General features: G+C 66.2%; 24 protein-coding genes. 12 read left to right on the forward strand and 12 right to left on the reverse strand.

The window, feature by feature from the left end:
- The first annotated feature begins 23 nt into the window (after positions 1-23).
- The 3 genes from HZZ13_RS27020 to HZZ13_RS27030 all read left to right on the forward strand — a co-directional run bounded on the left by HZZ13_RS27020 (position 24) and on the right by HZZ13_RS27030 (position 4008).
- On the forward strand, positions 24-2477 hold the full coding sequence (locus HZZ13_RS27020; protein ID WP_197962578.1) for a heavy metal translocating P-type ATPase: 2454 nt from the start codon (positions 24-26) through the stop codon (positions 2475-2477).
- Between the two features lie 57 nt (positions 2478-2534).
- Positions 2535-2981 carry a nickel-responsive transcriptional regulator NikR gene (gene nikR, locus HZZ13_RS27025; protein ID WP_197962523.1) on the forward strand — a complete coding sequence of 149 codons (447 nt, stop codon included), beginning with the start codon at positions 2535-2537 and terminating at the stop codon, positions 2979-2981.
- Between the two features lie 286 nt (positions 2982-3267).
- Positions 3268-4008, forward strand: a complete 741-nt coding sequence (locus HZZ13_RS27030) for a sulfate transporter family protein (protein WP_197962524.1) — start codon at positions 3268-3270, stop codon at positions 4006-4008.
- A 17-nt stretch (positions 4009-4025) separates the two neighbouring features.
- On the opposite strand, the gene nth is transcribed toward HZZ13_RS27030, so the two are convergent.
- Positions 4026-4778 (reverse strand): endonuclease III, encoded by a 753-nt coding sequence (gene nth, locus HZZ13_RS27035; protein WP_197962525.1) that lies wholly within the window; start codon positions 4776-4778, stop codon positions 4026-4028.
- Positions 4779-4800: 22 nt separating this feature from the next.
- Here nth and HZZ13_RS27040 point away from each other — a divergent pair, with 22 nt between their 5' ends.
- Positions 4801-5334, forward strand: coding sequence for a DUF2244 domain-containing protein (locus HZZ13_RS27040; protein ID WP_197962526.1), 534 nt, complete (start codon positions 4801-4803; stop codon positions 5332-5334).
- Between the two features lie 54 nt (positions 5335-5388).
- A complete protein-coding gene (locus HZZ13_RS27045; protein WP_197962527.1) occupies positions 5389-6285 on the forward strand; it encodes a methylated-DNA--[protein]-cysteine S-methyltransferase in 897 nt (298 codons plus the stop codon).
- Between the two features lie 109 nt (positions 6286-6394).
- Here the strand turns inward: HZZ13_RS27045 and HZZ13_RS27050 are convergent, their stop codons facing one another.
- The 8 genes from HZZ13_RS27050 to dnaK form a co-directional block, all read right to left on the reverse strand.
- Positions 6395-7018 carry a 2,3-bisphosphoglycerate-dependent phosphoglycerate mutase gene (locus HZZ13_RS27050; protein WP_197962528.1) on the reverse strand — a complete coding sequence of 208 codons (624 nt, stop codon included), beginning with the start codon at positions 7016-7018 and terminating at the stop codon, positions 6395-6397.
- Positions 7019-7042: 24 nt separating this feature from the next.
- Entirely contained in the window at positions 7043-7858 is an 816-nt protein-coding gene (dapB, locus tag HZZ13_RS27055) for a 4-hydroxy-tetrahydrodipicolinate reductase (protein ID WP_197962529.1), read from the reverse strand.
- Between the two features lie 280 nt (positions 7859-8138).
- The gene (locus tag HZZ13_RS27060) at positions 8139-8450 is read right to left on the reverse strand and encodes a DUF1330 domain-containing protein (RefSeq protein ID WP_197962530.1); all 312 of its coding nucleotides are present in this window, start codon (positions 8448-8450) and stop codon (positions 8139-8141) included.
- Positions 8451-8474: 24 nt separating this feature from the next.
- The gene (pyrF, locus tag HZZ13_RS27065; RefSeq protein ID WP_197962531.1) at positions 8475-9185 is read right to left on the reverse strand and encodes an orotidine-5'-phosphate decarboxylase; all 711 of its coding nucleotides are present in this window, start codon (positions 9183-9185) and stop codon (positions 8475-8477) included.
- 6 nt (positions 9186-9191) lie between these two features.
- Entirely contained in the window at positions 9192-9770 is a 579-nt protein-coding gene (locus HZZ13_RS27070; RefSeq protein ID WP_197962532.1) for an NADPH-dependent FMN reductase, read from the reverse strand.
- Positions 9771-9824: 54 nt separating this feature from the next.
- Entirely contained in the window at positions 9825-10424 is a 600-nt protein-coding gene (locus tag HZZ13_RS27075; RefSeq protein ID WP_172787786.1) for a class I SAM-dependent methyltransferase, read from the reverse strand.
- Positions 10425-10512: 88 nt separating this feature from the next.
- Positions 10513-11649 (reverse strand): molecular chaperone DnaJ, encoded by a 1137-nt coding sequence (dnaJ, locus tag HZZ13_RS27080; protein ID WP_197962533.1) that lies wholly within the window; start codon positions 11647-11649, stop codon positions 10513-10515.
- Positions 11650-11910: 261 nt separating this feature from the next.
- A complete protein-coding gene (dnaK, locus tag HZZ13_RS27085) occupies positions 11911-13812 on the reverse strand; it encodes a molecular chaperone DnaK (protein WP_197962534.1) in 1902 nt (633 codons plus the stop codon).
- 393 nt (positions 13813-14205) lie between these two features.
- Here dnaK and HZZ13_RS27090 point away from each other — a divergent pair, with 393 nt between their 5' ends.
- Positions 14206-15147 carry a hypothetical protein gene (locus tag HZZ13_RS27090; RefSeq protein ID WP_197962535.1) on the forward strand — a complete coding sequence of 314 codons (942 nt, stop codon included), beginning with the start codon at positions 14206-14208 and terminating at the stop codon, positions 15145-15147.
- 271 nt (positions 15148-15418) lie between these two features.
- Positions 15419-16141, forward strand: a complete 723-nt coding sequence (gene pncA, locus HZZ13_RS27095) for a bifunctional nicotinamidase/pyrazinamidase (RefSeq protein ID WP_197962536.1) — start codon at positions 15419-15421, stop codon at positions 16139-16141.
- Between the two features lie 98 nt (positions 16142-16239).
- On the opposite strand, the gene grpE is transcribed toward pncA, so the two are convergent.
- Together grpE and hrcA are read right to left on the reverse strand one after the other, a co-directional pair.
- Complete coding sequence (gene grpE, locus HZZ13_RS27100) at positions 16240-16860, reverse strand: nucleotide exchange factor GrpE (RefSeq protein WP_197962537.1); 621 nt, start codon at positions 16858-16860, stop codon at positions 16240-16242.
- Positions 16861-16954: 94 nt separating this feature from the next.
- Positions 16955-18043, reverse strand: a complete 1089-nt coding sequence (gene hrcA, locus HZZ13_RS27105) for a heat-inducible transcriptional repressor HrcA (RefSeq protein ID WP_197962538.1) — start codon at positions 18041-18043, stop codon at positions 16955-16957.
- Between the two features lie 168 nt (positions 18044-18211).
- Between hrcA and rph the strand changes: the two genes are divergently transcribed.
- From rph to hemW, 3 genes are read left to right on the forward strand one after another with little or no spacing between them, the layout of a single operon-like run.
- Entirely contained in the window at positions 18212-18925 is a 714-nt protein-coding gene (gene rph, locus HZZ13_RS27110; protein WP_197962539.1) for a ribonuclease PH, read from the forward strand.
- A gap of 11 nt (positions 18926-18936) precedes the next feature.
- Entirely contained in the window at positions 18937-19572 is a 636-nt protein-coding gene (gene rdgB / locus HZZ13_RS27115; RefSeq protein ID WP_197962540.1) for an RdgB/HAM1 family non-canonical purine NTP pyrophosphatase, read from the forward strand.
- Positions 19559-20716: a radical SAM family heme chaperone HemW gene (hemW, locus tag HZZ13_RS27120; RefSeq protein ID WP_197962541.1), complete on the forward strand. Its 1158-nt coding sequence runs from the start codon at positions 19559-19561 to the stop codon at positions 20714-20716. The genes rdgB and hemW overlap by 14 nt, the downstream gene beginning before the upstream one ends.
- A 90-nt stretch (positions 20717-20806) precedes the next feature.
- Here the strand turns inward: hemW and HZZ13_RS27125 are convergent, their stop codons facing one another.
- Complete coding sequence (locus HZZ13_RS27125) at positions 20807-22039, reverse strand: penicillin-binding protein activator (protein ID WP_197962542.1); 1233 nt, start codon at positions 22037-22039, stop codon at positions 20807-20809.
- Between the two features lie 340 nt (positions 22040-22379).
- Here HZZ13_RS27125 and rsmI point away from each other — a divergent pair, with 340 nt between their 5' ends.
- Entirely contained in the window at positions 22380-23330 is a 951-nt protein-coding gene (gene rsmI, locus HZZ13_RS27130; protein ID WP_197962543.1) for a 16S rRNA (cytidine(1402)-2'-O)-methyltransferase, read from the forward strand.
- Positions 23317-23718 carry a YraN family protein gene (locus HZZ13_RS27135; RefSeq protein WP_197962544.1) on the forward strand — a complete coding sequence of 134 codons (402 nt, stop codon included), beginning with the start codon at positions 23317-23319 and terminating at the stop codon, positions 23716-23718. Before rsmI ends, HZZ13_RS27135 begins: the two co-directional genes overlap by 14 nt.
- Positions 23719-23722 lie beyond the last annotated feature (4 nt).

A 23722-nucleotide genomic window follows, 5' to 3' on the forward strand; every position in this document is an offset into this window, starting at 1 on the left:
GGCGCAAGAGCCGGAACATGGCAATGAACAACAACGAGCACGAGCATCGGCACAGCACGCAAACGCCTTCCGGGTGCGGCTGTTCCACGAAAGCCGCAGCGGCGGCGGCCAAGCCCGAGGCTTCCTCGTGCTGCGGCGGTCATGCCGGCCACGACCATCATCACGGCCATGATCATGGCGACGCCGCAACCAAGGTCAAAGATCCCGTCTGCGGCATGAGTGTCGACCCCGCGACCTCGAAGCATCGCTTCGAACATCATGGCGAGACCTTCCATTTCTGCTCGGCCGGCTGCCGCACCAAGTTCGCCGCCGATCCCGGCAAATATCTTGCCAAGGACAAGGCGCCCGAACCGGAGATGCCCGCGGGCACGATCTACACCTGTCCGATGCACCCGCAGATCCGCCAGGTCGGTCCGGGCACGTGCCCGATCTGCGGCATGGCGCTGGAGCCTGAGGTCGCGAGCCTGGAGACCGGTCCCAATCCCGAGCTCGCCGACATGACGCGGCGGTTCTGGATCGGCGCCGTGCTGTCGCTGCCGCCGATCGCGCTGGAGATGGGCGGCCATCTCGCAGGCCCCCACAGCTGGATCGATCCGACCCTGTCGAACTGGATCCAGCTCGTCTTCGCAACGCCCGTGGTGCTGTGGGCCGGCTGGCCGTTCTTCGTCCGCGGCTGGCAATCGCTGCTGACGCGCAATCTCAACATGTTCACGCTGATCGCGATGGGCACGGGCGTTGCCTATGTCTACAGCGTGCTCGGCACGGTCACGCCGCAGATCTTCCCCGCCACGTTCCGCGGCCATGAAGGGGCGGTCGCGGTCTATTTCGAGGCGGCCGCCGTCATCACCGTGCTGGTGCTGCTCGGCCAGGTGCTGGAGCTGCGCGCCCGAGATGCGACCTCGGGCGCGATCAAGGCGCTGCTACAGCTCGCGCCGAAGACCGCGCGCCGCGTCGATGCCGATGGCAGCGAGCACGAGGTCGAGATCGACACGCTCCACGCCGGCGATCGCTTGCGCGTCCGCCCCGGCGAGAAGGTGCCGGTCGACGGCATCATCCTCGAAGGCCGCTCGTCGCTCGATGAATCGCTGGTGACGGGCGAATCCATGCCGGTCACCAAGGAAACCGGCGCAAAGGTCATCGCCGGCACGCTGAACCAGTCCGGCAGCTTCATCATGCGCGCCGACAAGGTCGGGCGCGAGACGATGCTGTCGCAGATCGTGCAGATGGTCGCGGATGCGCAGCGTTCGCGTGCGCCGATCCAGCGCCTGGCCGACCAGGTCGCCGGCTGGTTCGTACCCGCCGTGATCGTCGTCGCCATCGCCGCCTTCGCCGCCTGGGCCTGGTTCGGACCGGAACCCCGGCTCGCCTTCGGCCTGGTCGCGGCAGTCAGCGTGCTGATCATCGCCTGCCCCTGTGCGCTGGGCCTGGCGACCCCGATGTCGATCATGGTCGGCGTCGGCCGCGGCGCGCAGGGCGGCGTCCTGATCAAGAACGCCGAGGCGCTGGAGCGGATGGAGAAGATCGACACGCTGGTGGTCGACAAGACCGGCACGCTGACCGAAGGCAAGCCCAAGGTTGTCGATATAGTGCCGGCGTCCGGCTTTGCGGAGGACGACGTCCTCCGGCTGGCAGCCACCGTCGAGCGCGCCAGCGAGCATCCGCTGGCCGACGCCATCGTGCGCGCGGCCAAGGAGAAGCAGCTCAGCCTCGGCCAGGTCGAGCAGTTCGATTCGCCGACGGGCAAGGGCGCGACCGGCAAGGTCGACGGCAAGATTATCGTGCTCGGCAACGCCAGATACCTGTCGTCGATCGGCATCGACACCCAATCGCTCGACACTGAGGCCGAACGGCTGCGCGGCGACGGCGCCACTGTGATCAACATGGCTGTCGACGGCCGGCTCGCCGGCCTGTTCGCGATCGCCGATCCGGTCAAGGCCTCGACGCCGGAGGCGCTGAAGGCGCTCGCGGCGGAGGGCATCAAGGTGATCATGTTGACCGGCGACAACCGCACCACGGCGAAAGCGGTGGCGCGCCGGCTCGGCATCGCCGATGTCGAGGCCGAGGTGCTGCCGGATCAGAAGAGCGCGGTGGTGACCAAGCTGCAAAATGCCGGCCGCAGCGTCGCCATGGCTGGTGACGGCGCCAACGATGCGCCCGCGCTGGCGGCTGCCGAGGTCGGCATTGCCATGGGCACCGGCACCGACGTGGCGATGGAGAGCGCCGGCGTGACGCTGCTCAAGGGCGACCTCGTCGGCATCGTCCGCGCGCGAAGACTGTCGCAGGCGACGATGAGCAACATCCGGCAGAACCTGTTCTTCGCCTTCATCTACAACGCCGCCGGGATTCCGATCGCCGCCGGCATCCTCTATCCGGCGTTCGGTCTGTTGCTCTCCCCGATCATCGCCGCGGCGGCGATGGCGCTGTCCTCGGTCAGCGTCGTCGGCAACGCGCTGCGGTTGCGCGCGACGCGGCTGTGAGCGTCGCAAGATCCGTGTAAAACAGCTCCGTTCGGCGATATGCGCGGAGAGGACCTGATGCAGCGGATCACCATCACGATCGAGGACGATCTCCTGGCGGAGATCGATGCGGCGGCCGAAGCGCGCGGCTACCAGAACCGCTCCGAGATCATCCGCGATCTCGCCCGCGCCGGCCTGCAGCAGAGCGCCGAGGACACGGCGCAAACCGGCCAATGCGTCGCCGGCCTTGTCTACGTCTATGATCACGCGGCGCGCGATCTGTCGAAACGGCTGGTGCAGGAATTCCACGGCCACCACGACCTCGCGCTGGCGACGCTGCATGTCCATCTCGACCACAACAATTGCATGGAGATGACGGCGCTACGCGGCGCGGCCTCCGAGGTCAGGCATTTCGCCGACCACATCATCGCAGAACGCGGCGTGCGCTACGGCCGCGTGGTGATGATCCCGACCGGCGACGGCAAGCCGGCGAAAGCGCGCAAGCACGGGCACCGGCACGACTAGGCTACTCCAGAAGAGAGTAGCGCTCTTACCCTCCCCTGGAGGGGGAGGGTCGATCGCGCGCAGCGCGAGCGGGGTGGGGTGATCTCTCAACACGGGCAGTGCACCCGTGGAGAGACCGTCACCCCACCCCGTCACGCAATCTCGCTACGCTCGATCGCGTGCCGACCCTCCCCCTCCAGGGGAGGGTAAGCAAGAAATCGCGGCATCTTCGCAGCGGCCAGCCGCCCTTGCCGAAGCCGCAATGGGTGTCTACCTCTCGCGCAGTGTCTACCTCAGAGGGTCTTCCATGCTGGATGCCGCCATCAAGGCGCTGTCGCAAATGATCTCGCCGCCGATGCGCTCGATCCTGTGGCGGTCGATCGGGCTCGCGCTGGTGCTGATCACCGTGCTGGCGATCGGCTTGCAGCGGCTGCTCAGCTGGTTTGCGACCTCCGGCGAGGTGTGGCTGGAAGGCCTGCTCGGGCCGAGCTGGCATTCCTCGCTCGAGGTTCTCTCCTGGATCGTCTCGATCGCGGCCGGCCTGGGTGTGGTGTTCGGCGGCATCTTCCTGATGCCTGCGATCACCTCGCTGGTGGCGAGCCTGTTCGTCGATGACGTCGCCGAGATCGTCGAGCGCGAGCATTATCCCGCCGAGCGGCCGGGCGTCGCGCTGCCGTTCAGCCAGGCAATGCTCGAGGGCATAAAGACCGCGCTCTTGACCATCCTGGTCTATCTCGCCGCTCTGCCGCTGGTGCTGTTCGCCGGCGCCGGTTTCCTGATCTTCTTCCTCGCCGCCGCGTGGCTACTCGGCCGCGAATATTTCGAGCTCGCCGCGATGCGCTTCCGCCCGCCGGAGGACGCCAAGGCGATGCGGCGCGACAATGCCGCGACCATCTTCACCGCCGGCCTGTTCATCGCCGCCTTCGTCTCGATCCCGATCGTCAATCTGGCGACGCCGATCTTCGGCATGGCCTTCATGGTCCACATGCACAAGCGCCTGACGGGCCCGCGGCCCGGGCTGATCGAGCCGGCGCGGCAGGTGCGGTGACGGCGCCCGGCGCTGTCTCAAACCGTCTTCTCCGGCCACCGACAGAGGTCGTTGATCAGGCAGACTTCGCAGCGCGGCTTGCGGGCGAGGCACGTATAACGGCCGTGCAGGATCAGCCAATGATGCGCGTGCAGCATGAACTCGGCCGGGATCACCTTTTCGAGGCCGAGCTCGACCTCGAGCGGCGTCTTGCCGGGCGCTAGGCCAGTGCGGTTGCCGACGCGGAAGACATGGGTGTCGACCGCCATCGTGTGCTCGCCGAAAGCCATGTTGAGCACGACGTTGGCGGTCTTGCGACCAGCTCCGGGCAGCGACTCGATCTCCGCGCGCGTGCGCGGCACCTCGCCGCCGAATTCACTGAGCAGCTTTTTCGACAGCGCGATCACGTTCCTGGCCTTGGTGCGGTAGAGGCCGATCGTCTTGATGTAGTCGCGCAAGCGCTCCTCGCCGAGATCGAGCATCTTTTGCGGGGTGTCGGCAACCTCGAACAGCGCGCGTGTCGCCTTGTTGACGCCGGCATCGGTCGCCTGCGCCGACAGCACCACGGCGACCAGAAGCGTGAACGGATTGATGTGCTCGAGCTCGCCCTTCGGCTCCGGATTGGCCTTGCGGAAACGGCTGAAGACCTCGTGGATCTCGGCCGGCGTCCACGGTTTTGCGGCCTTGAGTGATTTCTTCGCGGGCGCTTTCGGCTTGGTCGCGACCGGCTTTGCCTTTTTCTTCGGAACTATCGCTTTGCGCGGGACCGGCTTGCGGGTGATTTTCGCCATGATCGGGATATACTGATGGACGATGAGCACAGGCAACGAAATTGCGCGAGCGCGATCTGAATGCGAGGACGAGCCTCAGATCTTCTCCGCGCTGCTGACGCCGCACCGCTCGCTGAACCGCACCGGCTTTCTCGCCGTGATGCTGTTCCTGAGCGCCGTCAGCTTCGTCACGGGCCTCGCTTTCCTGATGATGGGCGCCTGGCCGGTGCTCGGCTTCTTCGGTCTCGACGTGCTCGTGATCTGGTGGGCCTTCAAGGTCAATTTTCGCGCGGCACTGGCCAGCGAGGAGATCGTGGTGACGCTGTCGGAATTGCGGGTGCGACGCGTCAGCCATCGTGGCCAGGTTGCCGAATGGACCTTCAATCCGCTCTGGGTCCGGCTCGACCAGGAGGTCGATGAGGAATACGGCATCGAGCACCTCTATCTGATCTCCCGCGGCCGCCGCCTGCTCATCGGAGGGTTTCTCGGGCCGGAAGAAAAAGCTAGCTTTTACAATGCCTTGGTTGTGGCTCTGAACGCCGCGCGGCGTGGCCCGACTTATAATCCGGTGACCTGAGCACAGTCGGAAATCGGGTGGTTTCGCGCCGCCCCCTCCCCTACATTTCCGGTCATGATGACCCTTGCGATACATGACCAGCGCCTGGCCAGACCGGGCACCCAGAACGCCGCGTTGCGCGACTATGATTCGGTGCGGCGGGCGATCGCCTTCATCTCGGCGAACTGGCGCGCGCAGCCGACCATCGAGGCGATGGCGGATGCGGCCGGGGTGACGCCGGATGAGCTGCACCATCTGTTCCGCCGCTGGGCCTCGATCACGCCGAAGGCTTTCATGCAGGCGCTCACCCTCGACCACGCCAAGAACCTGCTGAGGGATTCCGCCAGCATCCTCGACGCGGCACTGGACTCCGGCCTGTCCGGGCCGGGCCGGCTGCACGATCTCTTCGTCACCCATGAAGCGATGTCACCGGGCGAATGGAAGAACGGCGGCGCGGGGCTCACCCTGCGCTACGGCTTCCATCCCTCGCCGTTCGGCACCGCGATCGTGATCGCCACCGACCGCGGCCTGTCGGGCCTCGCCTTCGCCGATCACGGCGAGGAGAAGATCGCGCTCGCCGACATGACGCGACGCTGGCCGAACGCCACCTATGTGGAAGATCACGACGGCACCGCGCCGCTCGCAGCGCGCATCTTCGATCCAAAGCTATGGCGGCCGGATCAGCCGCTGCGCGTGGTTTTGATCGGCACCGATTTCGAGGTGCGGGTGTGGGAGACGCTGTTGAAGATTCCGATGGGCCGCGCGGTGTCCTATTCCGACATCGCCTGCAACATCAACAATCCGAAGGCTTCGCGCGCCGTCGGCGCGGCCGTCGGCAAGAACCCGGTCTCGTTCGTCGTGCCCTGCCACCGCGCGCTCGGCAAGAGCGGCACGCTCACCGGCTATCATTGGGGCATCACCCGCAAGCAGGCGATGCTGGGCTGGGAGGCGGGTCAGCTGGGGCTGCAGTAGGTTTCGTACGGTGGGCTAAGGCGCGCTCTTCGCGCGCTGTGCCCACCGTCGTCCCGCAGTCGCAGGCCTTGGTGGACACGCTTCGCTTTGCCCACCCTACGAGACCGTACTACCCCGCCAGATCCAGCTTCGAGGCCACCGTCGAATCCGCGTTGAGGCGGTAGATGATCGGCACGCCGGTGGCGAGCTCGCGCTTCAAGATGCCTTCGGGCGAGAGCTTTTCCAGCACCATGATCAGCGCGCGCAGCGAGTTGCCGTGGGCGGCAACCAGCGTGCGCTTGCCGTTGAGCACGCCGGGCAGAATCTCCTGCACGTAGTATGGCAACGCGCGCGCGAGCGTGTCCTTCAGGCTTTCGCCGCCCGGCGGCGACACGTCGTAGGAGCGGCGCCAGACATGCACTTGGTCCTCGCCCCATTTCTTGCGGGCGTCGTCCTTGTTGAGGCCGGAGAGATCGCCGTAGTCGCGCTCGTTCAGCGCGAGGTTCTTCGAAGTCGGCAGACCCTCCTGGCCGAGCTCGGCGAGGATGAGATCGAGCGTGTGCTGCGCGCGCGTCAGCACCGAGGTGAAGGCGACGTCGAACACCAGGCCCTGTGCCTTCAGCTTGCGGCCGGCTTCCTTGGCTTCCTTCACGCCGAGCTCGGTGAGGTCGGGGTCCTTCCAGCCCGTGAACAGGTTCTTCAGATTCCATTCGCTCTGGCCGTGGCGCACGAGCACGAGAAGACGTTCGCTCATCAACTGCTTTCCGTGTTGTTCAGTTCAGATGTCGGATAGGCCGAGCACGTCGGCCATGGAGTAATGCCCCGGCGGCTTGCCGTGCGCCCACAGCGCCGCCTTCAGCGCACCATGAGCGAACAGCATGCGGTCCTCGGCCTGATGCGACAGCGTCAGGCGCTCGAACGGGCCGAGGAAGGTCACGCTGTGATCGCCGGCCACGGTGCCGCCGCGCAAGGAGGCGAAACCGATATTGCCCGGCCGGCGCGCGCCGGTGATGCCGTCACGGCCACGCTCGGAATGGTCATCGAGGGTGACGCCGCGGCCGCTGGCTGCGGCCTGGCCCAGCATCAGCGCCGTGCCCGAGGGCGCATCGACCTTCATGCGGTGATGGGTCTCGACGATCTCGATATCGAAACTCTGGTCGAGCGCCTTGGCAACGCGCTTGACCACGGCGGCGAGCAGATTGACGCCGAGACTCATATTGCCCGACTGCACCACGACGGCGCGGTTGGTGACGCTCTTGATCACGGCATTGTCCGAGCCGGACAAGCCGGTCGTGCCGATGACGTGCACGAGGCCGCGCTGGGCGGCGATCGCGACATTGGCGATGGTCGCCGCCGGCACCGTGAAATCGAGGATGCCGTCGGCATCCTTCGACATCGCCCAGAGATCGGCGGAGAGCGTGATGCCATTGGCGGGCAGGCCGGCGAGCACGCCGGCATCCTTGCCGAGCAGCTCCGAGCCTGGCGCCTCCAGCGCGCCCGCCAGCACCGCGCCATCGCTTTCGGCAATCGCCCGCACCAGCGCCCGGCCCATCCGGCCGCCGGCTCCCGCAACAATCAACCGCATGTCGGACATGGTGTGATCCTCTTCGGGGCCGTTGTAGCGGGGAGAGGCAGTTCCGGCAACCGACGGGGATCAGGAGCAGCGACGCCTCTTACCCTCCCCTGGAGGGGTCCTGGAGGGGGAGGGTCGCTGAGCATGCAGCGAAGCGGAATGCGCAGCGGGGTGGGGTGACGGTCTCTCCGAAACGAACAGTGCCCGTGTGGAGAGATCACCCCACCCCGCCACGCAATCTCGCTTTGCTCGATTCCGTGCCGACCCTCCCCGTCCAGGGGAGGGTGAGAGAGATCGCGTCTCAACTGTCCTGCGGCTGCGGGCCGTCGTAGCCTTCGATGATGATGAGGTCGGCGATCGAGTGCGGCTGGCGCACCTTGATGTTGGCCTGGTATTCCGGCGAATTGTAGCAGGCGAGCGCGGTCTCGTAGTCCGGGAATTCGATCACGACATTGCGGTTGCGGCTGGCGCCTTCGACGGTGGTGAACTTGCCGGCGCGGACGACGAAACGGCCGCCCCATTTCTTGAAGATCGGCCCGTTGGCAATCGCGTAGGGCTTGTAGCCCTCGTCATTGCTGACGTCGACACGCCCGATCCAGTAGCCCTTCGCCATTGTTGTTCTCCCTCGTGTTGGTGGTTAGCCGAGCGCTTGCGCGATCTCGGCGTGGATGGTGTCCGCGACGGCCTTGGGATCGGCGGCTTCCACAACCGGACGCCCGACGACCAGATAATCCGCCCCCGCCGCGATCGCACGGCCCGGGGTCATGATGCGCTTCTGGTCGCCGCTGGCAGCGCCCGCCGGACGAATACCGGGGGTGACGAGGCTCATCTGGTGGCCGACGATCTTGCGCAAGGCCCCGACCTCCTCAGGCGAGGACACGAGGCCGTCGACACCGAGCACCTGCGCCTGCTGCGCACGCGCCTCGACCAGCTCCGACACGCTGAGCCGATAGCCCGCCGCATGCAAATCGTCGTCGTTGTAGGACGTCAGCACCGTGACGGCGAGGATCTTCAGGCTGGCGCTGCCGCGGCCTTCGACGGCGCCCTTCATGGTCTGCGGATAGGCGTGCACGGTGACGAAGGTCGCGCCCAGCTTGGCGACGCTCTCCACGCCACGCGTCACGGTATTGCCGATGTCGTGCATCTTGAGATCGGCGAACACCTTCTTGCCCTTGTCGGCGAGCTTGCCGATCAGCGGCAGGCCGCCGGCATAAGCGAGCTGATAGCCGATCTTGTAGAACGTGACGCTGTCGCCGAGCTTCGCGATCATCGCCTCCGCGGCATCAACGCTCGGCAGATCGAGCGCTACGATCAGGCGGTCCTTCGGGGCGATCTCGGCTGGCGTCATGTCACCTCACATCATGCGTTGGGAAACGTCGATCAAATGCGCCACCAGCTCCTTCAGCGCGGCGATATCGCCTTCGTTCTTCAGCCTGTCTCGATCGTCATAGGCCTGGTCGGCAAAGGCGAGCGTGAGCTGGCTGGCAATCACGTTGGCGTGGCACGCGGAGAGGATCAACCGCAGGGCCTGCAGCGCGCGGGCGGCACCTAACCGGCTCTGGGACGCGCCGGCAAGCGCGAAGATCCGGCTGCGGAACACCTCGCCGCGCGCCTCGTGCAGCTCGTGCACCCGGCTGACCCAGTCGATCGCGTTCTTCAGGAGCGGCGGCACCGAGGCGTTGTATTCGGGCGAGACGATGAGAACGCCATGATGCGCGCCGATCATGCGCTTCAGATTGATCGCGTTCTTGGGCACGCCGGACTTGGCCTGGAGATCGCCGTCATAGATCGGCAGCGGAAAATCGGCGAGCGAGATGCGGGTGACGTCGACGCCGGCCTGAAGGAATTCGTAGGCCGCCACCGCGGCCAGCTTCGCATTATGCGAGCCGGTGCGCAGCGAGCCGGGAATGATCAGGATCTTGGGTGCGGGCATCCACTTCCCTGCGTTCGGCGAAACCAACCGCCGCGCAAAGAGGAGCCGGCGGAATTAATGCTTGCGATACACCCAGACGCGGGCCGGCGGAAGGTTCATCCAGATCCGTTCCGAGGCCTCTGTGGACACGCCGGGCAGCGATTTCGGGATCGGCGGCACCACCGCATAGGTGAACTGGATGAAGGGCGCACCGGGCGCGAGCGCGGTGAAGGCATCGCGAACCAGCCGCAGCCGCGTCAGCATCGGCTTGGTGACGAGCGGCAGGCCGGAGACGACCGCGCTTGCCGGTGCGCTCAAGACGTTCCAGAGCGTGTCGCGCAGGCGGTAGGCATCGCCCTGCACCACCTTGGCTTGCGGGTAGCGGTCGCGCAGCAGCGCGCAGAAGCCGGGATTGTATTCGACGAGAACGAGACGCTTCTGATCGACTCCGCGCTCGATCAGCGCAGACGTGATGGCGCCGGTGCCGGGTCCGAGTTCGACCACCGGTGCGTCGGAATCGGGATCGACATAATGCGCCATGGTCCGAGCCAGCAGCTTGCCGGACGGCATCACCGCGCCCATGTGCAGCGGCTTTTCGATCCACGACCTGAGAAAGCGCACCTCGTCGTCGAGACGAGGCTTCTTCAACGCACGCGCGGACGATGGCAATGGCATGTCGGGACCGGACGGAACCGCGGGACCGCGGCGTGTCAGAAAATGGTCATAAAGACGTATAGGCCTGAGGCGGTACGGTCAAGACGAGTCAATTCGCCCGATTGCCGAAGAAATCCTTGACCTTGGCGAAGAAACCCTCGGCTTCCGGCTGGGTGTTGCCGGAGGAGAGCTTTTCGAACTCGGCCAGCAATTCCTGCTGCTTCTTGGTCAGGTTCTGCGGGGTCTCGACCACGACCTGAACATACATGTCGCCCATCTGGCGCGATCGCAGCACCGGCATACCCTTTGATGCAATGCGGAACCGGCGGCCCGACTGGGTGCCGGCGGGCACCTTCACCTTGGTCTTGCCCTTGTCGATGGTCGGCACCTCGAATTCGCCGCCGAGCGCGGCGGTCACCATCGAGATCGGCACGCGGCAATGCAGGTCGGCGCCGTCGCGCTGGAAGAACTGATGCTGGGCCAGCGAGAGGAAGATGTAGAGATCGCCGGGCGGTCCACCGCGGACGCCAGCCTCGCCCTCGCCGGCGAGCCTGATCCGTGTGCCGTCCTCGACACCTTGCGGAATGTTGACCGAGAGCGTCCGCTCCCTGGTGACCCGCCCTTGTCCCGAGCAGGACGGGCAGGCGTCCTCGATCATCTGGCCGCGGCCCTGACAGCCCGGGCAGGTCCGCTCCAGCGTGAAGAAGCCCTGCGACTGCCGCACGCGGCCGGCGCCGCCGCAGGTCGAGCAGGTCTTCGGCTTGGTGCCGGCCTTGGCACCGATCCCTGAGCAGGCCTCGCAGGTGACCGAGACCGGAATCTCGATCTGCGCGGTCTTGCCGCCAAAGGCTTCCTCGAGCGTGATTTCCATGTTGTAGCGCAGGTCGGCGCCGCGCTCGCGGCCGCCGCGGCCGCGCTGTCCGGCCATGCCGAACAGATCCTCGAAGATGTCGGAGAAAGAGGAGGCGAAGCCCGCACCGAAACCGGCGCCGCCGCCGAAGCCACCGCCCTGCTCGAACGCGGCGTGGCCGTAACGATCATAGGCGGCGCGCTTGTCCTTGTCCTTCAGGACCTCGTACGCCTCGTTGATTTCCTTGAACTTGACTTCGCTGGTCTCATCCCCGGGATTGCGGTCGGGATGGAATTTCATTGCCAGCTTGCGGAACGACGATTTCAGCTTGGATTCGTCGGCGTCGCGGTCGACTTCGAGGGTCTCGTAATAGCAGCGCTTGGTGGACGTGGACATGATGAGCTCGGTCTATCCAATCGCGATTCAAGTTGGCGCGGAACAACGCTGACATGTGGCGATATAGGCGCCCTTCGACCTTGCGGCAGAGGGCAGCCTCGCAGCGTTGAGAATAACGGCTGGGAATTGATCGATCGTAACGGGGCCGACTTTAAAAGACTCCTGGCCCGTCCGTCCCGACACGACGGCCTCCCCCGCGAGGGAGGAGGCCGGTAGCGTGTGTGGGGTCCAAGCCGTCCGCATCGTTCACCCTCTCGGGGCTTAAGCGGACTTCTTGTTGTTCTTGTCGTCGTCGACCTCGGTGAATTCCGCGTCGACGACGTCGTCCTTGGCCGCATCCTTCTTGGCGTCGGCCTCGGCCTGCTGCTTGTACATGGCCTCGCCGAGCTTCATCGAAGCCTGGGCCAGCGTCTGGGTCTTGGCCTTGATCGCCTCGGCATCGTCGCCCTTCAGCGCTTCCTTGAGGTCGCTGACGGCATCCTCGATGGCGCGGCGCTCGCTCTCGGCAACCTTCGAGCCGTGCTCGGCCAAAGCCTTCTCGGTCGAATGCACCAGGCCATCCGCCTCGTTCTTGGCGGTGACGGCCTCGCGGCGCTTCTTGTCGGCCTCGGCATTGGCCTCGGCGTCCTTGACCATCTTCTCGATGTCGGCTTCCGACAGGCCGCCCGAGGCCTGGATGCGGATCTGCTGCTCCTTGCCGGTTGCCTTGTCCTTGGCCGAGACGTTGACGATGCCGTTGGCGTCGATGTCGAAGGTCACCTCGATCTGCGGCATGCCGCGCGGCGCCGGCGGAATGCCCATCAGGTCGAACTGGCCGAGCATCTTGTTGTCGGCCGCCATTTCACGCTCGCCCTGGAAGACGCGGATGGTGACGGCGTTCTGATTGTCTTCAGCCGTCGAGAACACCTGACTCTTCTTGGTCGGGATCGTGGTGTTGCGGTCGATGATGCGGGTGAACACGCCGCCCAGCGTCTCGATGCCCAGCGACAGCGGGGTCACGTCGAGCAGCAGCACGTCCTTGACGTCGCCCTGGAGCACGCCGGCCTGGATCGCGGCACCGATCGCCACAACTTCATCCGGGTTGACGCCCTTGTGCGGCTCCTTGCCGAACAGCTGCTTCACGACTTCCTGGACCTTCGGCATGCGGGTCATGCCGCCGACCAGAACGACCTCGCCGATCTCACCGGCGGTGACGCCGGCATCTTTCAGCGCCTTGCGGCACGGCTCGATGGTCTTCTGCACGAGGTCGTCGACCAGCGCCTCGAACTTGGCGCGGGTGAGCTTCATGGTCAGATGCTTCGGGCCGGTCTGGTCCGCGGTGATGAAGGGCAGGTTGATCTCGGTCTGCGTCGTCGACGACAGCTCGATCTTGGCCTTTTCAGCGGCTTCCTTCAGGCGCTGCAGGGCGAGCTTGTCGTTGCGCAGGTTGATGCCCTGCTCCTTCTGGAATTCGTCGGCGAGATAGCCGACGAGGCGCATGTCGAAGTCTTCGCCGCCGAGGAAGGTGTCGCCGTTGGTCGACTTCACCTCGAACACGCCGTCGCCGATTTCGAGAATGGAGATATCGAACGTGCCGCCGCCGAGGTCGTACACGGCGATGGTGCCGGCCTTGGTCTTGTCGAGGCCATAGGCGAGCGCGGCCGCGGTCGGCTCGTTGATGATGCGCAGCACTTCGAGGCCCGCGATCTTGCCGGCGTCCTTGGTCGCCTGGCGCTGGGCGTCGTTGAAGTAGGCGGGAACGGTGATGACGGCCTGCTCGACCTTCTGGCCGAGATGGGCTTCCGCGGTCTCCTTCATCTTCTGCAGGATGAACGCCGAGACCTGCGAGGGCGAGTAGGTCTGGCCGTCGGCCTCGACCCAGGCGTCGCCGTTGGAAGCCTTGATGATCTTGTAGGGAACGAGCTTCTTGTCCTTCTCGACCATCGGGTCGTCGTAGCGGCGGCCGATGAGGCGCTTCACTGCGAAGAAGGTGCGCTCGGGATTGGTGACGGCCTGGCGCTTGGCCGGCTGGCCGACGAGGCGCTCGCCGTCATCCGTGACGGCGACGATCGAAGGCGTCGTGCGCATGCCTTCGGAATTCTCGATGACTTTGGCGTTCTTGCCATCCATCACGGCGACGCACGAATTCGTGGTGCCGAGGTCGATCCCAATGACCTTTCCCATGGTCCTGATATCCTTCTTTTTGCGGCAGGTTGGCTGGGCCCAGAAGGCACCCGACCGAAACCCCCTAAGATCAAACATCCGCGATATTGCGATGATTGAGGCTCATATAGGAGGGGGGGAGGGGCCCGCAAGGACCGAAGCTACGTTTCTGTCGCTAAAACATCGGGTTTTGGAAGATGATATCCGGGCTCAACCGCCCTTGCCGGTGAGGAATTATTAACGGGTCCGGGCTTCGGCAAGCCCCCGCACCCGCGAGCCCGTCCGCCCTGTTGCGGCGGGGCCAAACCGGCTAAAAGGCGGACCAACCGCACAGCCGCCGCAGCTGCTTCGCGCGACAAAGCGGCCCGGTGGCCGACCATCGAACGGCCTCAATGTGAACCAATCAGAGTGGCCATGATGCTGATCCGCCCCCTCGCCGCGCTCGCCCTCCTCGCCGCCTCCGCGCTTCCGGCCTTCGCCGCCGACGTCGTTTTCCCACCTGGCTTGCGTCTCGGCATGGTGCCGCTGATCGGCCTCAGCACGGCCAAGACCTTTCCGGGCTTCGAGAGCGAGGACGGCAGCGTCAAGGTGCTGGTCACCGAGCTGCCGCCGGCCGCTTATGGCGAGGTCGTGAGCGCCTTCAATTCCAATCCCGGCGGGACGGGCGGCGTCAAGCAGGACAAGGTCGAGACCCCCGCCGGTCTTGCCTATTTCACCACCGAAAGCGGCAAGGCCGGCGATACCCCGGTGAAGCGCTATTCGATGATCGTGCCCGGCGCCGGCTTCTCCGGCTATGTCGCGGTGCAGATCCCGGAGAATGCGACCAAGATCTACACGGACGAGGCGGTGCGACAGATGTTCGCGAGCGCCACCACCCGCAGGCAGGTCTCGGCCGAAGAGCAGATCGCGCTGCTGCCATTCAAGATCACCGATCTCGCCGACTTCAAGGACATCCGAACGCTGGCACCGGGCTCGAGCATCATCCTGGCCGACGGCAACGAGAGCGCCGGCTACGAAACGAGGCCGTTCATGATCCTCGGGCTGATCGGCGCCAGCCCGCAAGCCGCCGACGACCGCGCCCGCTTCGCCCAGGAGGCGGCGCTCCAGATTCCCGGCGTGCGCGAGCCGCGCATCACCATGTCCGAGCCGATCCGCATCAACGGCCAACAAGGCTTCGAGACCCGGATCGACGGCGTCAGCGGCAAGGACAAGGTCCCCGTGACGGTGGTGCAGTGGATCCGCTTCTCGACGGGCGGCGCATCATTGCGCATCATCGCCAGCGCCCCGCGCGACCAATGGCAAGCCGCCTTCACCCGCTTCCGCGCCGTGCGCGACGGGATTCAGCCGAAGGGCTAGCTGCATCTCCGAACGAGATGCGCTCCCTCCCCGCTTGCGGGGGAGGGCTGGGGAGAGGGTGTCTCCGCAGAGGGGCTCCCCCAGAGGAGAGAACCCCTCACCCGTCGCACTTCGCGCGCCGACCTCTCCCGCAAGCAAGCGGGAGAGGTGCACCGAGCCCGCGGCTCGAGCCCAACCCTGCAGCAAACCCGGCTGCATTTTCGGGCTTCTGTTCGTACACGAACGGAACTAGGCTTCCCTCCCGTTGGATCACCTTCAGGGGAGGCGTGCAATGCTGGATCGGCGACAAGTCTTGGCAATGCTTGGAACGACGGCGCTGGCGACGCTGGCGCCAACCGCGCTGTTCGCGGCCGCATCGATCAAGCCGGACGAAGCGTCCGCGCTGCTCGTGATCGACGTGCAGAACTGCTTCCTGCCCGGCGGCAGCCTCGCGGTGAAGGAAGGCGAGCAGGTGGTGCCGGTCATCAACAGGATCGCCAAAGCGTTTTCGAACGTGGTGATGACGCAGGACTGGCACACGCCGGGCCACATCTCGTTCGCGTCCGTGCACTCCGGCAAGAAGCCGTTCGAGACGATCGACCTGCCCTACGGCAAGCAGGTGCTGTGGCCGGACCATTGCGTGCAGGGCACCGACGGCGCGGCGCTGTCGAAGGACCTGTCGATCCCGCATGCCGAGCTCATCATCCGCAAGGGTTTTCACAAAGACGTCGACAGCTATTCGGCCTTCCTCGAAGCCGACGGCAAGACCTCGACCGGGCTCGCCGGCTACCTGAGGGGCCGCAAGATCAAGCGCGTCTTCGTCGCGGGTCTCGCGACGGACTTCTGCGTCGCCTGGACCGCGCTCGATGCGCGCAAGGCCAGCTTCGAGGTCTATGTGGTGGAAGACGCCTGCCGCGGCATCGACACGCAGGGCTCGCTCGCCAAGGCCTGGGCCGACATGGCCAAAGCGGGCGTGAAGCGGATTCAGTCTGCGGAGATCGCGGTGAGCGCGTAAGTGCCAATCAGTCATTCCGGGGCGGCTCGCAGAGCCGAACCCGGAATCTCGAGATTCCGGGTTCGATGCTACGCATCGCCCCGGAATGACCTCAAAGCTCAGTTCGGCGCGCCGCTAGCCTCATTATTGTTGTTCGCCGCGGGCGCAGCCTTCGCGCCGCCCTTGGCGACGCCGACCAGCGCCGGGCGCAACACGCGCTCGCCGATAGTGTAGCCGGCCTGCACGACCTGCACCACGGTGCCCGACGGCACCGACGCATCGGGCACTTCGAACATCGCCTGGTGGAAGTTCGGATCGAACTTCTGGCCCTGGGGATCGAGCTTCTTCACGCCGTGCTTTTCGAGCGCGTTGAGCAGCGAGCGTTCGGTGAGCTCGACGCCCTCGATCAGCGAGATCAAGCCAGGATCGGCCGCGGCCCGCGCGTCGGCCGGAACGGCGTCGAGTGCACGCTGGAGATTGTCGGCGATTTCGAGCACGTCGCGGGCAAAGCCGGTGATGCCGTAGAGGCGGGCGTCGGCGACTTCCTTGGCGGTGCGCTTGCGCAGATTCTCCATCTCGGCCAGCGTCCGCAACATGCGGTCGCGCGCCTCGGCGGCTTCCTTCTGCAGGGTCTCGAGCGAGCCGGGCTCGGGTTCGTCGGGCATGATGTAGGGTTTCGACACCACGGGCTCACCGGTCGCTGCAGTCGTGTCTTCGGGTTGCCGGTCTTGCTCGGTCATCGGCTCTGATCTCGAACTGGTTTCAGGGATGTTGGCCCGGATATCGTGCTTAAGCCCGCGAAAATCAAGCGCCCGTGATCGGCGGAAAGGCCGGTCAGCCCCCCAAGAGGCGGCTGACGATGCGGGCGGCGTAGTCCACGGTCGGGATCACGCGGGCATAATTCAGCCGCGTCGGGCCGATCACGCCGAGAACGCCGACGATGTGGCCGGCGGCATCCCGATAGGGCGAGATGATGGTGGACGACCCCGACAGCGAGAACAGCTTGTTCTCACTGCCGATGAAGATGCGCACGCCTTCGGCGGTCTCGGCCCGGCCGAGCAGATCGATCACGCCGCGCTTGGTCTCGAGGTCGTCGAACAACAGGCGCACCCGCTCCAGATCCTCCAGCGCGTGCAGATCCTCGAGCAGATTGGCATGGCCGCGGACGATCAGCTGGCGGTCCTCGCTCTCGCCGCCGGACCAGCTGGCGATGCCGGCCGAGATCACTTTCTGTGTCAGTTGATCGAGCTCGGCACGGGCCTCGCCGAGCGCGGTTTCGAGCTCGAGCCGCGCCTCGGCGAGCGTGCGGCCACGGATCCGTGCATTGAGGAAATTGCCGGCCTCCGTCAGCGCTGAAGAGGGAACTCCGGGCGGCAGCGTCAACACGCGGTTTTCGACCTGGCCGTCCTCGCCGACCAGGATCACCAGCGCTTTTTCCGGTTCCAGGCGGACGAATTCGATGTGCTTCAGCCGCGCATTGGATTTCGGCGTCAGCACCACGGCGGCGGCCCGGGTCAGGCCGGAGAGCCGCATCAAGGCCTGGTCCAGCGCCGCCTCGACCGACTGCGCCTCGCCGACGGAGGAGAGCTGGCTCTGGATCGACTGCCGCTCGGCCTCGTTGAGGTCGCCGACCTGCATCAGGGCATCGACGAAGAAGCGCAGGCCCAGTTCCGTCGGCAGCCGCCCGGCGGAGGTGTGCGGGGCATAGATCAGGCCGAGCTGTTCCAGATCGGCCATGACGTTGCGGACCGAGGCCGGCGACAGCGGCATGGCGATCAGGCGGGAAATGTTGCGCGAGCCGACCGGCTCACCGGTCGCGAGATAGCTTTCGACAATTTGACGAAAGATGTCGCGGGAACGCTCGTTGAGCTGGGCAAGGCCTGCGCGCGGCGCGATCAGATGGATCGGATCGTGATGGGCCACAGACGGTAACTCCTCTCAGATGCTTATAATTTGTCCATCCGGGCCGCTTCTGACAAGCGCGGCGTTTGCGGCCTTGCGATCAGGGCGTGAATAAGCCCTTGCCGCCCACCCCCGCCCCACCTACAAGCACCGCGAGCAGCCTTTTCCCGTGAGTTTTGGAGATTTCCCATGCGGCCAAGCCGCCGTGCGCCCGACGAATTGCGCCCCGTGACGCTGGAGCGCGGCGTGGTCAAATATGCGGAGGGCTCCTGCCTGGTGAAATTCGGCGACACCCATGTGCTGGTCACCGCCACGCTGGAGGACCGCCTGCCGCCGTGGCTGAAGGGTCAAGGCCGCGGCTGGGTCACCGCCGAATACGGCATGCTGCCGCGCGCGACCTCCGAACGCACCCGCCGCGAGGCCTCCGCCGGCAAGCAGAGCGGCCGTACCGTCGAGATCCAGCGCCTGATCGGCCGCTCCCTTCGCACCATCGTCGATCTCGAAGCGCTCGGTGAGCGCCAGATCACGGTCGATTGCGACGTGCTCCAGGCTGACGGCGGCACCCGCACGGCCTCGATCACCGGCGCCTGGGTCGCGCTCGCCGATTGCATCAACTGGATGAAGGCGCGCAACATGGTGAAGGCCAACGTGCTGCGCGACAACGTCGCCGCGATCTCCTGCGGCATCTTCAACGGCACCCCGGTGCTCGATCTCGACTATGCCGAGGATTCGGAGGCCGAGACCGACGCCAATTTCGTCATGACGGGCGACGGCCGTATCATCGAGGTGCAGGGCACCGCGGAGCGCGAGCCGTTCACGCAGGACGAGTTCCTGAAGCTGATCGCCCTGGCGCAAAAAGGCATTGCGCGCCTGGTGGACTTGCAGAAACTGGCCGTGGCGTAGTCAATAGGCCCATGCACCGTCGAATCACCGACAGGCTCGTCATCGCCACCCACAATCCCGGCAAGCTCGCCGAGATGCGGGAGCTGCTTGCGCCGTACGGCATCGAGGCGGTGTCGGCCGGTGAGCTCGGCCTGGGCGAACCCGAAGAGACCGGCAACGATTTCCGCAGCAATGCCGCGATCAAGGCGATCGCGGCGGCGCGGGCAACCAAGCTCCCGTCCTTCGCCGATGATTCCGGCATCGTGGTCGAGGCGCTCAACGGCGCGCCCGGCATTTTGTCCGCGCGCTGGGCCGGGCCAAACAAGGACTTCGCAGCGGCGATGGCGCAGATCGAGCGGCTGCTGCAGGAGCGCGGCGCCACCACGCCGGACAAGCGCAGGGCCCACTTCGTCTCCGCGCTCTGCGTGGCCTGGCCCGACGATCATCGCGAGGAGGTCGAGGCGCGCGTCGACGGCACGCTGATCTGGCCGCCGCGCGGCACTGCCGGCTTTGGCTACGACCCAATGTTCCTGCCGGACGGGCACACGCGCACATTCGGCGAGATGACCAGCATCGAGAAGCACGGCCTGCCGCCGCTCGGCCTCGGCCTGTCGCACCGCGCCCGCGCTTTTCGGAAACTGGCGGAGATCTGCCTTGAGCCGCGCTAACAAGGATGCGTTTGGCGTCTATGTGCACTGGCCGTTCTGCCTGTCGAAGTGCCCGTATTGCGACTTCAACAGCCATGTCCGCCACGCCGCGATCGACGAGGCGCGCTTTGCTTCGGCTTTCGCGCGCGAGATCGCAACGACTGCCGAGCGCGTGCCGGGTCGCGAAGTCACCTCGATCTTCCTCGGCGGCGGCACGCCCTCGCTAATGCAGCCTGCGACCGTCGGCGCGGTGTTAGATGCGATCGGCAAGCACTGGACCGTCGCTGATGACGTCGAGGTGACGCTGGAAGCAAACCCGACCAGCGTCGAGGCCACGCGCTTTGCCGGCTATCGCATCGCCGGCGTCAACCGCGTCTCGCTCGGCGTGCAGGCGCTCGACGATGCCTCGCTGAAGGCGCTCGGCCGCATGCACAGCGCGCGCGAAGCGCTCGATGCCGTCGCCATCGCGCGCCGCGCGTTCGAGCGCTATTCGTTCGACCTGATCTACGCCCGCCCCGACCAGACGCCGGCGATGTGGGCGGGCGAGCTACGGCACGCCATCGACGAAGCGGCCGAGCATCTGTCGCTCTATCAATTGACGATCGAGGAAGGCACGCCGTTCTTCGGCCTGCACCAGGCCGGCAAGCTGAAGACGCCGGACGAAGCGCTCGCACGCGCGCTCTACGACGTCACGCAGGAGACCTGCGACAAGCTCGGGCTACCCGCCTACGAGATCTCCAATCACGCGCGGCGCGGCGCCGAGTGCCGGCACAATCTGGTGTATTGGCGCGGCGAGGAATATGCCGGCATCGGGCCCGGCGCACATGGTCGCCTCGACATTGACGGGATCAGGCACGCCACCGCCACCGAGAAGCGTCCCGAGGCCTGGCTGATGCGGGTCGAGACCAACGGCGACGGAATCGTCAGCGACGAGCTCCTCAACAGCGAGGAGCGCGCCGACGAATTCCTGCTGATGGGTTTGCGTCTCACTGAGGGCATCGATCCCGAGCGCTACAAGGCCCTCGCCGGCCGCCCGCTCGACCCCCGCCGCATCGCGCTCTTGCGCGAGGAAGGCGCGATCACGGTCGACGCGACGGGACGGCTGCGCGTCACCAGCAGCGGATTTCCAGTGCTGGACGCGGTGGTTGCGGATCTGGCGGCGTAGTCTTAGCCAAACTGGCTGTGCGCTCCCTCGCCCGCTTGCGGGAGGAGGGTTGGGGAGAGGGTGTCTCCGCAAGCGAGAGAGGTGAACCAGCTACGCCCCAAAGCTCTTCGGCGAGCCCGCCACCGCGACGCCGCCGCCTTGCGTCACCTTCATCACCGCAAGGCCGCGCTGATTCGTGCCGTCCGCACGGAAGCGGAACAGGCCGTCGATGCCGGCAAAGCCGGATGGATTGGTGAGCACGTCGGAGGAGAAGCGCTGGCCGCCTTGCGTGCGCGCCAGCGCGGCGACGAGCGCGACCGCGTCATAGGCGAGCGTTGCGGTGCGGATCGGCTCCGCGCCGTACTTCGTGCGGTAGCGGCCCGAGAACGCGCGAAAACCGGCCGGGTCGGGCGCGGCGTAAAGGCCGCCCTGCAGCGCGGCGCTGGCATAGACGCGCGGATTGTCCCACAGGCCGGTGCCGAGCAGCTGGATGTTGCGCAGGTTCGCGCCCGCGGCCGTCATCGCATCCGCCACTGAGACGACGGCATCGCCATCATCGGCAATAAACAGCGCATCGGCGCCGCCGAGCTGCTGCGCCACGGTGCGCGCCGGCGTGGCGCGATCGGCGCCGTATTTCTCGAACGCGACGATGCGCCCGCCCCGCCGCGGCACTGCCGCCTTCACGGCAGCCTCGACGACATTGCCATAGGCGTTGTCGGGCACCAGCACGGCAACGGAGCGCTTTCCGATCCCGGCGGAATATTCGACGATGCGGTTGACGTCGGACTCCGGCAGGAACGAGAGCAGATAGACGCCGCGTCCGGCGATGCTGGAATCGGTCGAGAACGCGATCACCGGGATGCCGCGCGCGCGTGCGGCCTGCGCCACCGCCGGAACCGATTGCGCGAACAGCGGCCCCAGAATGATCTCGGCGCCCTCGTCGACCGCCTGCTGCGCGCCGGCCTGCGCGCCTTGCGGGCTGCCATTGTCGTCCTTGATCAGGAGCTGGATGTTCGGGTTCTGGAACTCGGCCAGCGCCATCTCGGCGGCGTTGCGCATCGATTGCGCAGCGAGCCCGGCATTGCCGGCAGCCGAGAGCGGCAGGATCAGACCGACCTTCACGCCGCCGGTGCCGGCGGTGGTCGCCTGCTGCTGCGGGCCGGCCGGCTGGGCCGGCGGTGCGGAGCTCGAGAACGGGTTGGAGAACTGGCTGAGACTTTGCTGCACGCCCGCGCAGGCCGACAGCACGGGCGCACCGAGCAACAGGCCGAGCGCAGTCCGCCGGGTCGCCCCATGCGATCGGGGACCCGGAAGGTGAGACTTTGGATGACGCGGGCCGACCATGGCAGCTTCTCTTCTGACCCGCCGTTCGCCGGCCGATCACGACATTGCTTCCGCGACACAGGCCGCGAATTCAGGATAGTGTCGGCAAATAGTTAACCAAAACAAAAGGATAACAACCGCTTAACGCGGCCGCCATCCCGTCCCGGCAGCTCTTCGCCGTCACTCATTCACTCATCAAGGCGGCGTTTCCGTCGCGAATATGGCGCGAGGGCCCTCACTCCCTCCCGACGTGATCTTCCACCGATCACATTCCCGTCCGTTCCTCGCCCCTCACCTCGGCACGATCTTTTTCGGCGAGCTGGTTCCCAGCCCCGCGGATCGTGCCTAAGTTGACTTCATTATGCGCGCAAAGCCGGCCCCGATAAATACGCCTGAAGCTCAAGATGCCGCCTCGCGCGGTTTCTCCATCGATGCCCATCGGGTCGCGGCGCCGAAGGCCGCGCCGGGCCTCCATCTGGTCGCGACCCCGATCGGCAATCTCGGCGACATCACCCTGCGGGCGCTACAGACGCTCGCCGGCGTCGACGTCATCGCCTGCGAGGACACCCGCATCACCCGCCGCCTGACCGAGCGCTATGCGATCACGGCGCAGCTCAAGCCATATCACGAGCACAATGCGGAGGCCGCGCGTCCAAAAATCCTCGAAGCCCTCGGACAGGGCGGCTCGGTCGCGCTGGTGTCGGACGCCGGCACGCCGCTGATCTCCGATCCCGGCTTCAAGCTGGTGCGCGAGGTCTGCGCCGCTGGCCACGCGGTGTATGCGCTGCCCGGCCCGTCCTCGGTGCTGGCCGCGCTGTCGGTCGCCGCGCTGCCGACCGACCGTTTCTTCCTCGAAGGCTTCTTGCCTGCGAAATCCGCCGCACGCCGCGCGCGTCTGGCCGAGCTCGCGCGCATCGACGCCACGCTGGTGATGTTCGAGTCCGGAAATCGGATGCAGGCCACCCTGACCGATCTCGCCGAGATCATGGGTGAGCGAGACGCCGCGGTCTGCCGCGAGCTGACGAAGCTGCACGAGGAGGTCAGACGCGCGCCCCTCGCCGAGCTTGCGCGACAAGCGGACGCGCCCGAGACGCGCGGAGAGTTCGTGCTGGTGATCGGTCCGCCCACGGCCGACGCCGAGGTTCTGACATCGGACGCGCTCGACGGTCTGTTGCGCAAGCAGCTTGCCGCGCACAGCGTCAAGGATGCCGTGGCGCATGCGGTTGCATTGTCGGGCCGGCCGCGCCGCGAGGTCTATGCCCGCGCGCTCGAGCTCGCAAAAGAATCGCGGGGCAGCGATGGCGAAGACTGAGACTCCTGCGGAACCAAAAGTCGCATCGCCGGAGCGCGTCGCGGCGTTCCAGACGGGTATTTCCGCGGAGACCCGCGCCGCCGCCTACCTCATGGCCAAGGGCTACCGCATTCTCGCCAAACGTTATCGCACGCCGCATGGCGAGATCGACATCGTGGCGCGGCGCCGCAACCTGATCGCCTTCGTCGAGGTCAAGGCCCGCGCCACGCTGGACGACGCCGCTTTCGCCGTGACGGCCCGCCAGCAGCAGCGCATCATCGACGCCGCGCAAGGCTGGCTCGCAGCGCATCCCGAGCATGCCGAATTCGAATTGCGATTCGACGCCATGCTGATTGCGCCGCGCTCGCTTCCGCGCCATGTGTTGGCGGCATTCGACGCCTCGACCTGAAAGG

Origin of the sequence: Bradyrhizobium agreste (genome assembly GCF_016031625.1) — a bacterium.
In the GTDB taxonomy this organism is placed as follows: domain Bacteria; phylum Pseudomonadota; class Alphaproteobacteria; order Rhizobiales; family Xanthobacteraceae; genus Bradyrhizobium; species Bradyrhizobium agreste.

What these genes read in the sequence shown, in the direction of transcription:
- HZZ13_RS27020 (WP_197962578.1), top strand. Translation starts at nt 24, where the DNA reads ATGAACAACAACGAGCACGAGCATCGGCACAGCACGCAAACGCCTTCC.
- nikR (WP_197962523.1), top strand. Translation starts at nt 2,535, where the DNA reads ATGCAGCGGATCACCATCACGATCGAGGACGATCTCCTGGCGGAGATC.
- HZZ13_RS27030 (WP_197962524.1), top strand. Translation starts at nt 3,268, where the DNA reads ATGCTGGATGCCGCCATCAAGGCGCTGTCGCAAATGATCTCGCCGCCG.
- nth (WP_197962525.1), bottom strand. Translation starts at nt 4,778, where the DNA reads ATGGCGAAAATCACCCGCAAGCCGGTCCCGCGCAAAGCGATAGTTCCG.
- HZZ13_RS27040 (WP_197962526.1), top strand. Translation starts at nt 4,801, where the DNA reads ATGAGCACAGGCAACGAAATTGCGCGAGCGCGATCTGAATGCGAGGAC.
- HZZ13_RS27045 (WP_197962527.1), top strand. Translation starts at nt 5,389, where the DNA reads ATGATGACCCTTGCGATACATGACCAGCGCCTGGCCAGACCGGGCACC.
- HZZ13_RS27050 (WP_197962528.1), bottom strand. Translation starts at nt 7,018, where the DNA reads ATGAGCGAACGTCTTCTCGTGCTCGTGCGCCACGGCCAGAGCGAATGG.
- dapB (WP_197962529.1), bottom strand. Translation starts at nt 7,858, where the DNA reads ATGTCCGACATGCGGTTGATTGTTGCGGGAGCCGGCGGCCGGATGGGC.
- HZZ13_RS27060 (WP_197962530.1), bottom strand. Translation starts at nt 8,450, where the DNA reads ATGGCGAAGGGCTACTGGATCGGGCGTGTCGACGTCAGCAATGACGAG.
- pyrF (WP_197962531.1), bottom strand. Translation starts at nt 9,185, where the DNA reads ATGACGCCAGCCGAGATCGCCCCGAAGGACCGCCTGATCGTAGCGCTC.
- HZZ13_RS27070 (WP_197962532.1), bottom strand. Translation starts at nt 9,770, where the DNA reads ATGCCCGCACCCAAGATCCTGATCATTCCCGGCTCGCTGCGCACCGGC.
- HZZ13_RS27075 (WP_172787786.1), bottom strand. Translation starts at nt 10,424, where the DNA reads ATGCCATTGCCATCGTCCGCGCGTGCGTTGAAGAAGCCTCGTCTCGAC.
- dnaJ (WP_197962533.1), bottom strand. Translation starts at nt 11,649, where the DNA reads ATGTCCACGTCCACCAAGCGCTGCTATTACGAGACCCTCGAAGTCGAC.
- dnaK (WP_197962534.1), bottom strand. Translation starts at nt 13,812, where the DNA reads ATGGGAAAGGTCATTGGGATCGACCTCGGCACCACGAATTCGTGCGTC.
- HZZ13_RS27090 (WP_197962535.1), top strand. Translation starts at nt 14,206, where the DNA reads ATGATGCTGATCCGCCCCCTCGCCGCGCTCGCCCTCCTCGCCGCCTCC.
- pncA (WP_197962536.1), top strand. Translation starts at nt 15,419, where the DNA reads ATGCTGGATCGGCGACAAGTCTTGGCAATGCTTGGAACGACGGCGCTG.
- grpE (WP_197962537.1), bottom strand. Translation starts at nt 16,860, where the DNA reads ATGACCGAGCAAGACCGGCAACCCGAAGACACGACTGCAGCGACCGGT.
- rph (WP_197962539.1), top strand. Translation starts at nt 18,212, where the DNA reads ATGCGGCCAAGCCGCCGTGCGCCCGACGAATTGCGCCCCGTGACGCTG.
- rdgB (WP_197962540.1), top strand. Translation starts at nt 18,937, where the DNA reads ATGCACCGTCGAATCACCGACAGGCTCGTCATCGCCACCCACAATCCC.
- HZZ13_RS27125 (WP_197962542.1), bottom strand. Translation starts at nt 22,039, where the DNA reads ATGGTCGGCCCGCGTCATCCAAAGTCTCACCTTCCGGGTCCCCGATCG.
- rsmI (WP_197962543.1), top strand. Translation starts at nt 22,380, where the DNA reads ATGCGCGCAAAGCCGGCCCCGATAAATACGCCTGAAGCTCAAGATGCC.
- HZZ13_RS27135 (WP_197962544.1), top strand. Translation starts at nt 23,317, where the DNA reads ATGGCGAAGACTGAGACTCCTGCGGAACCAAAAGTCGCATCGCCGGAG.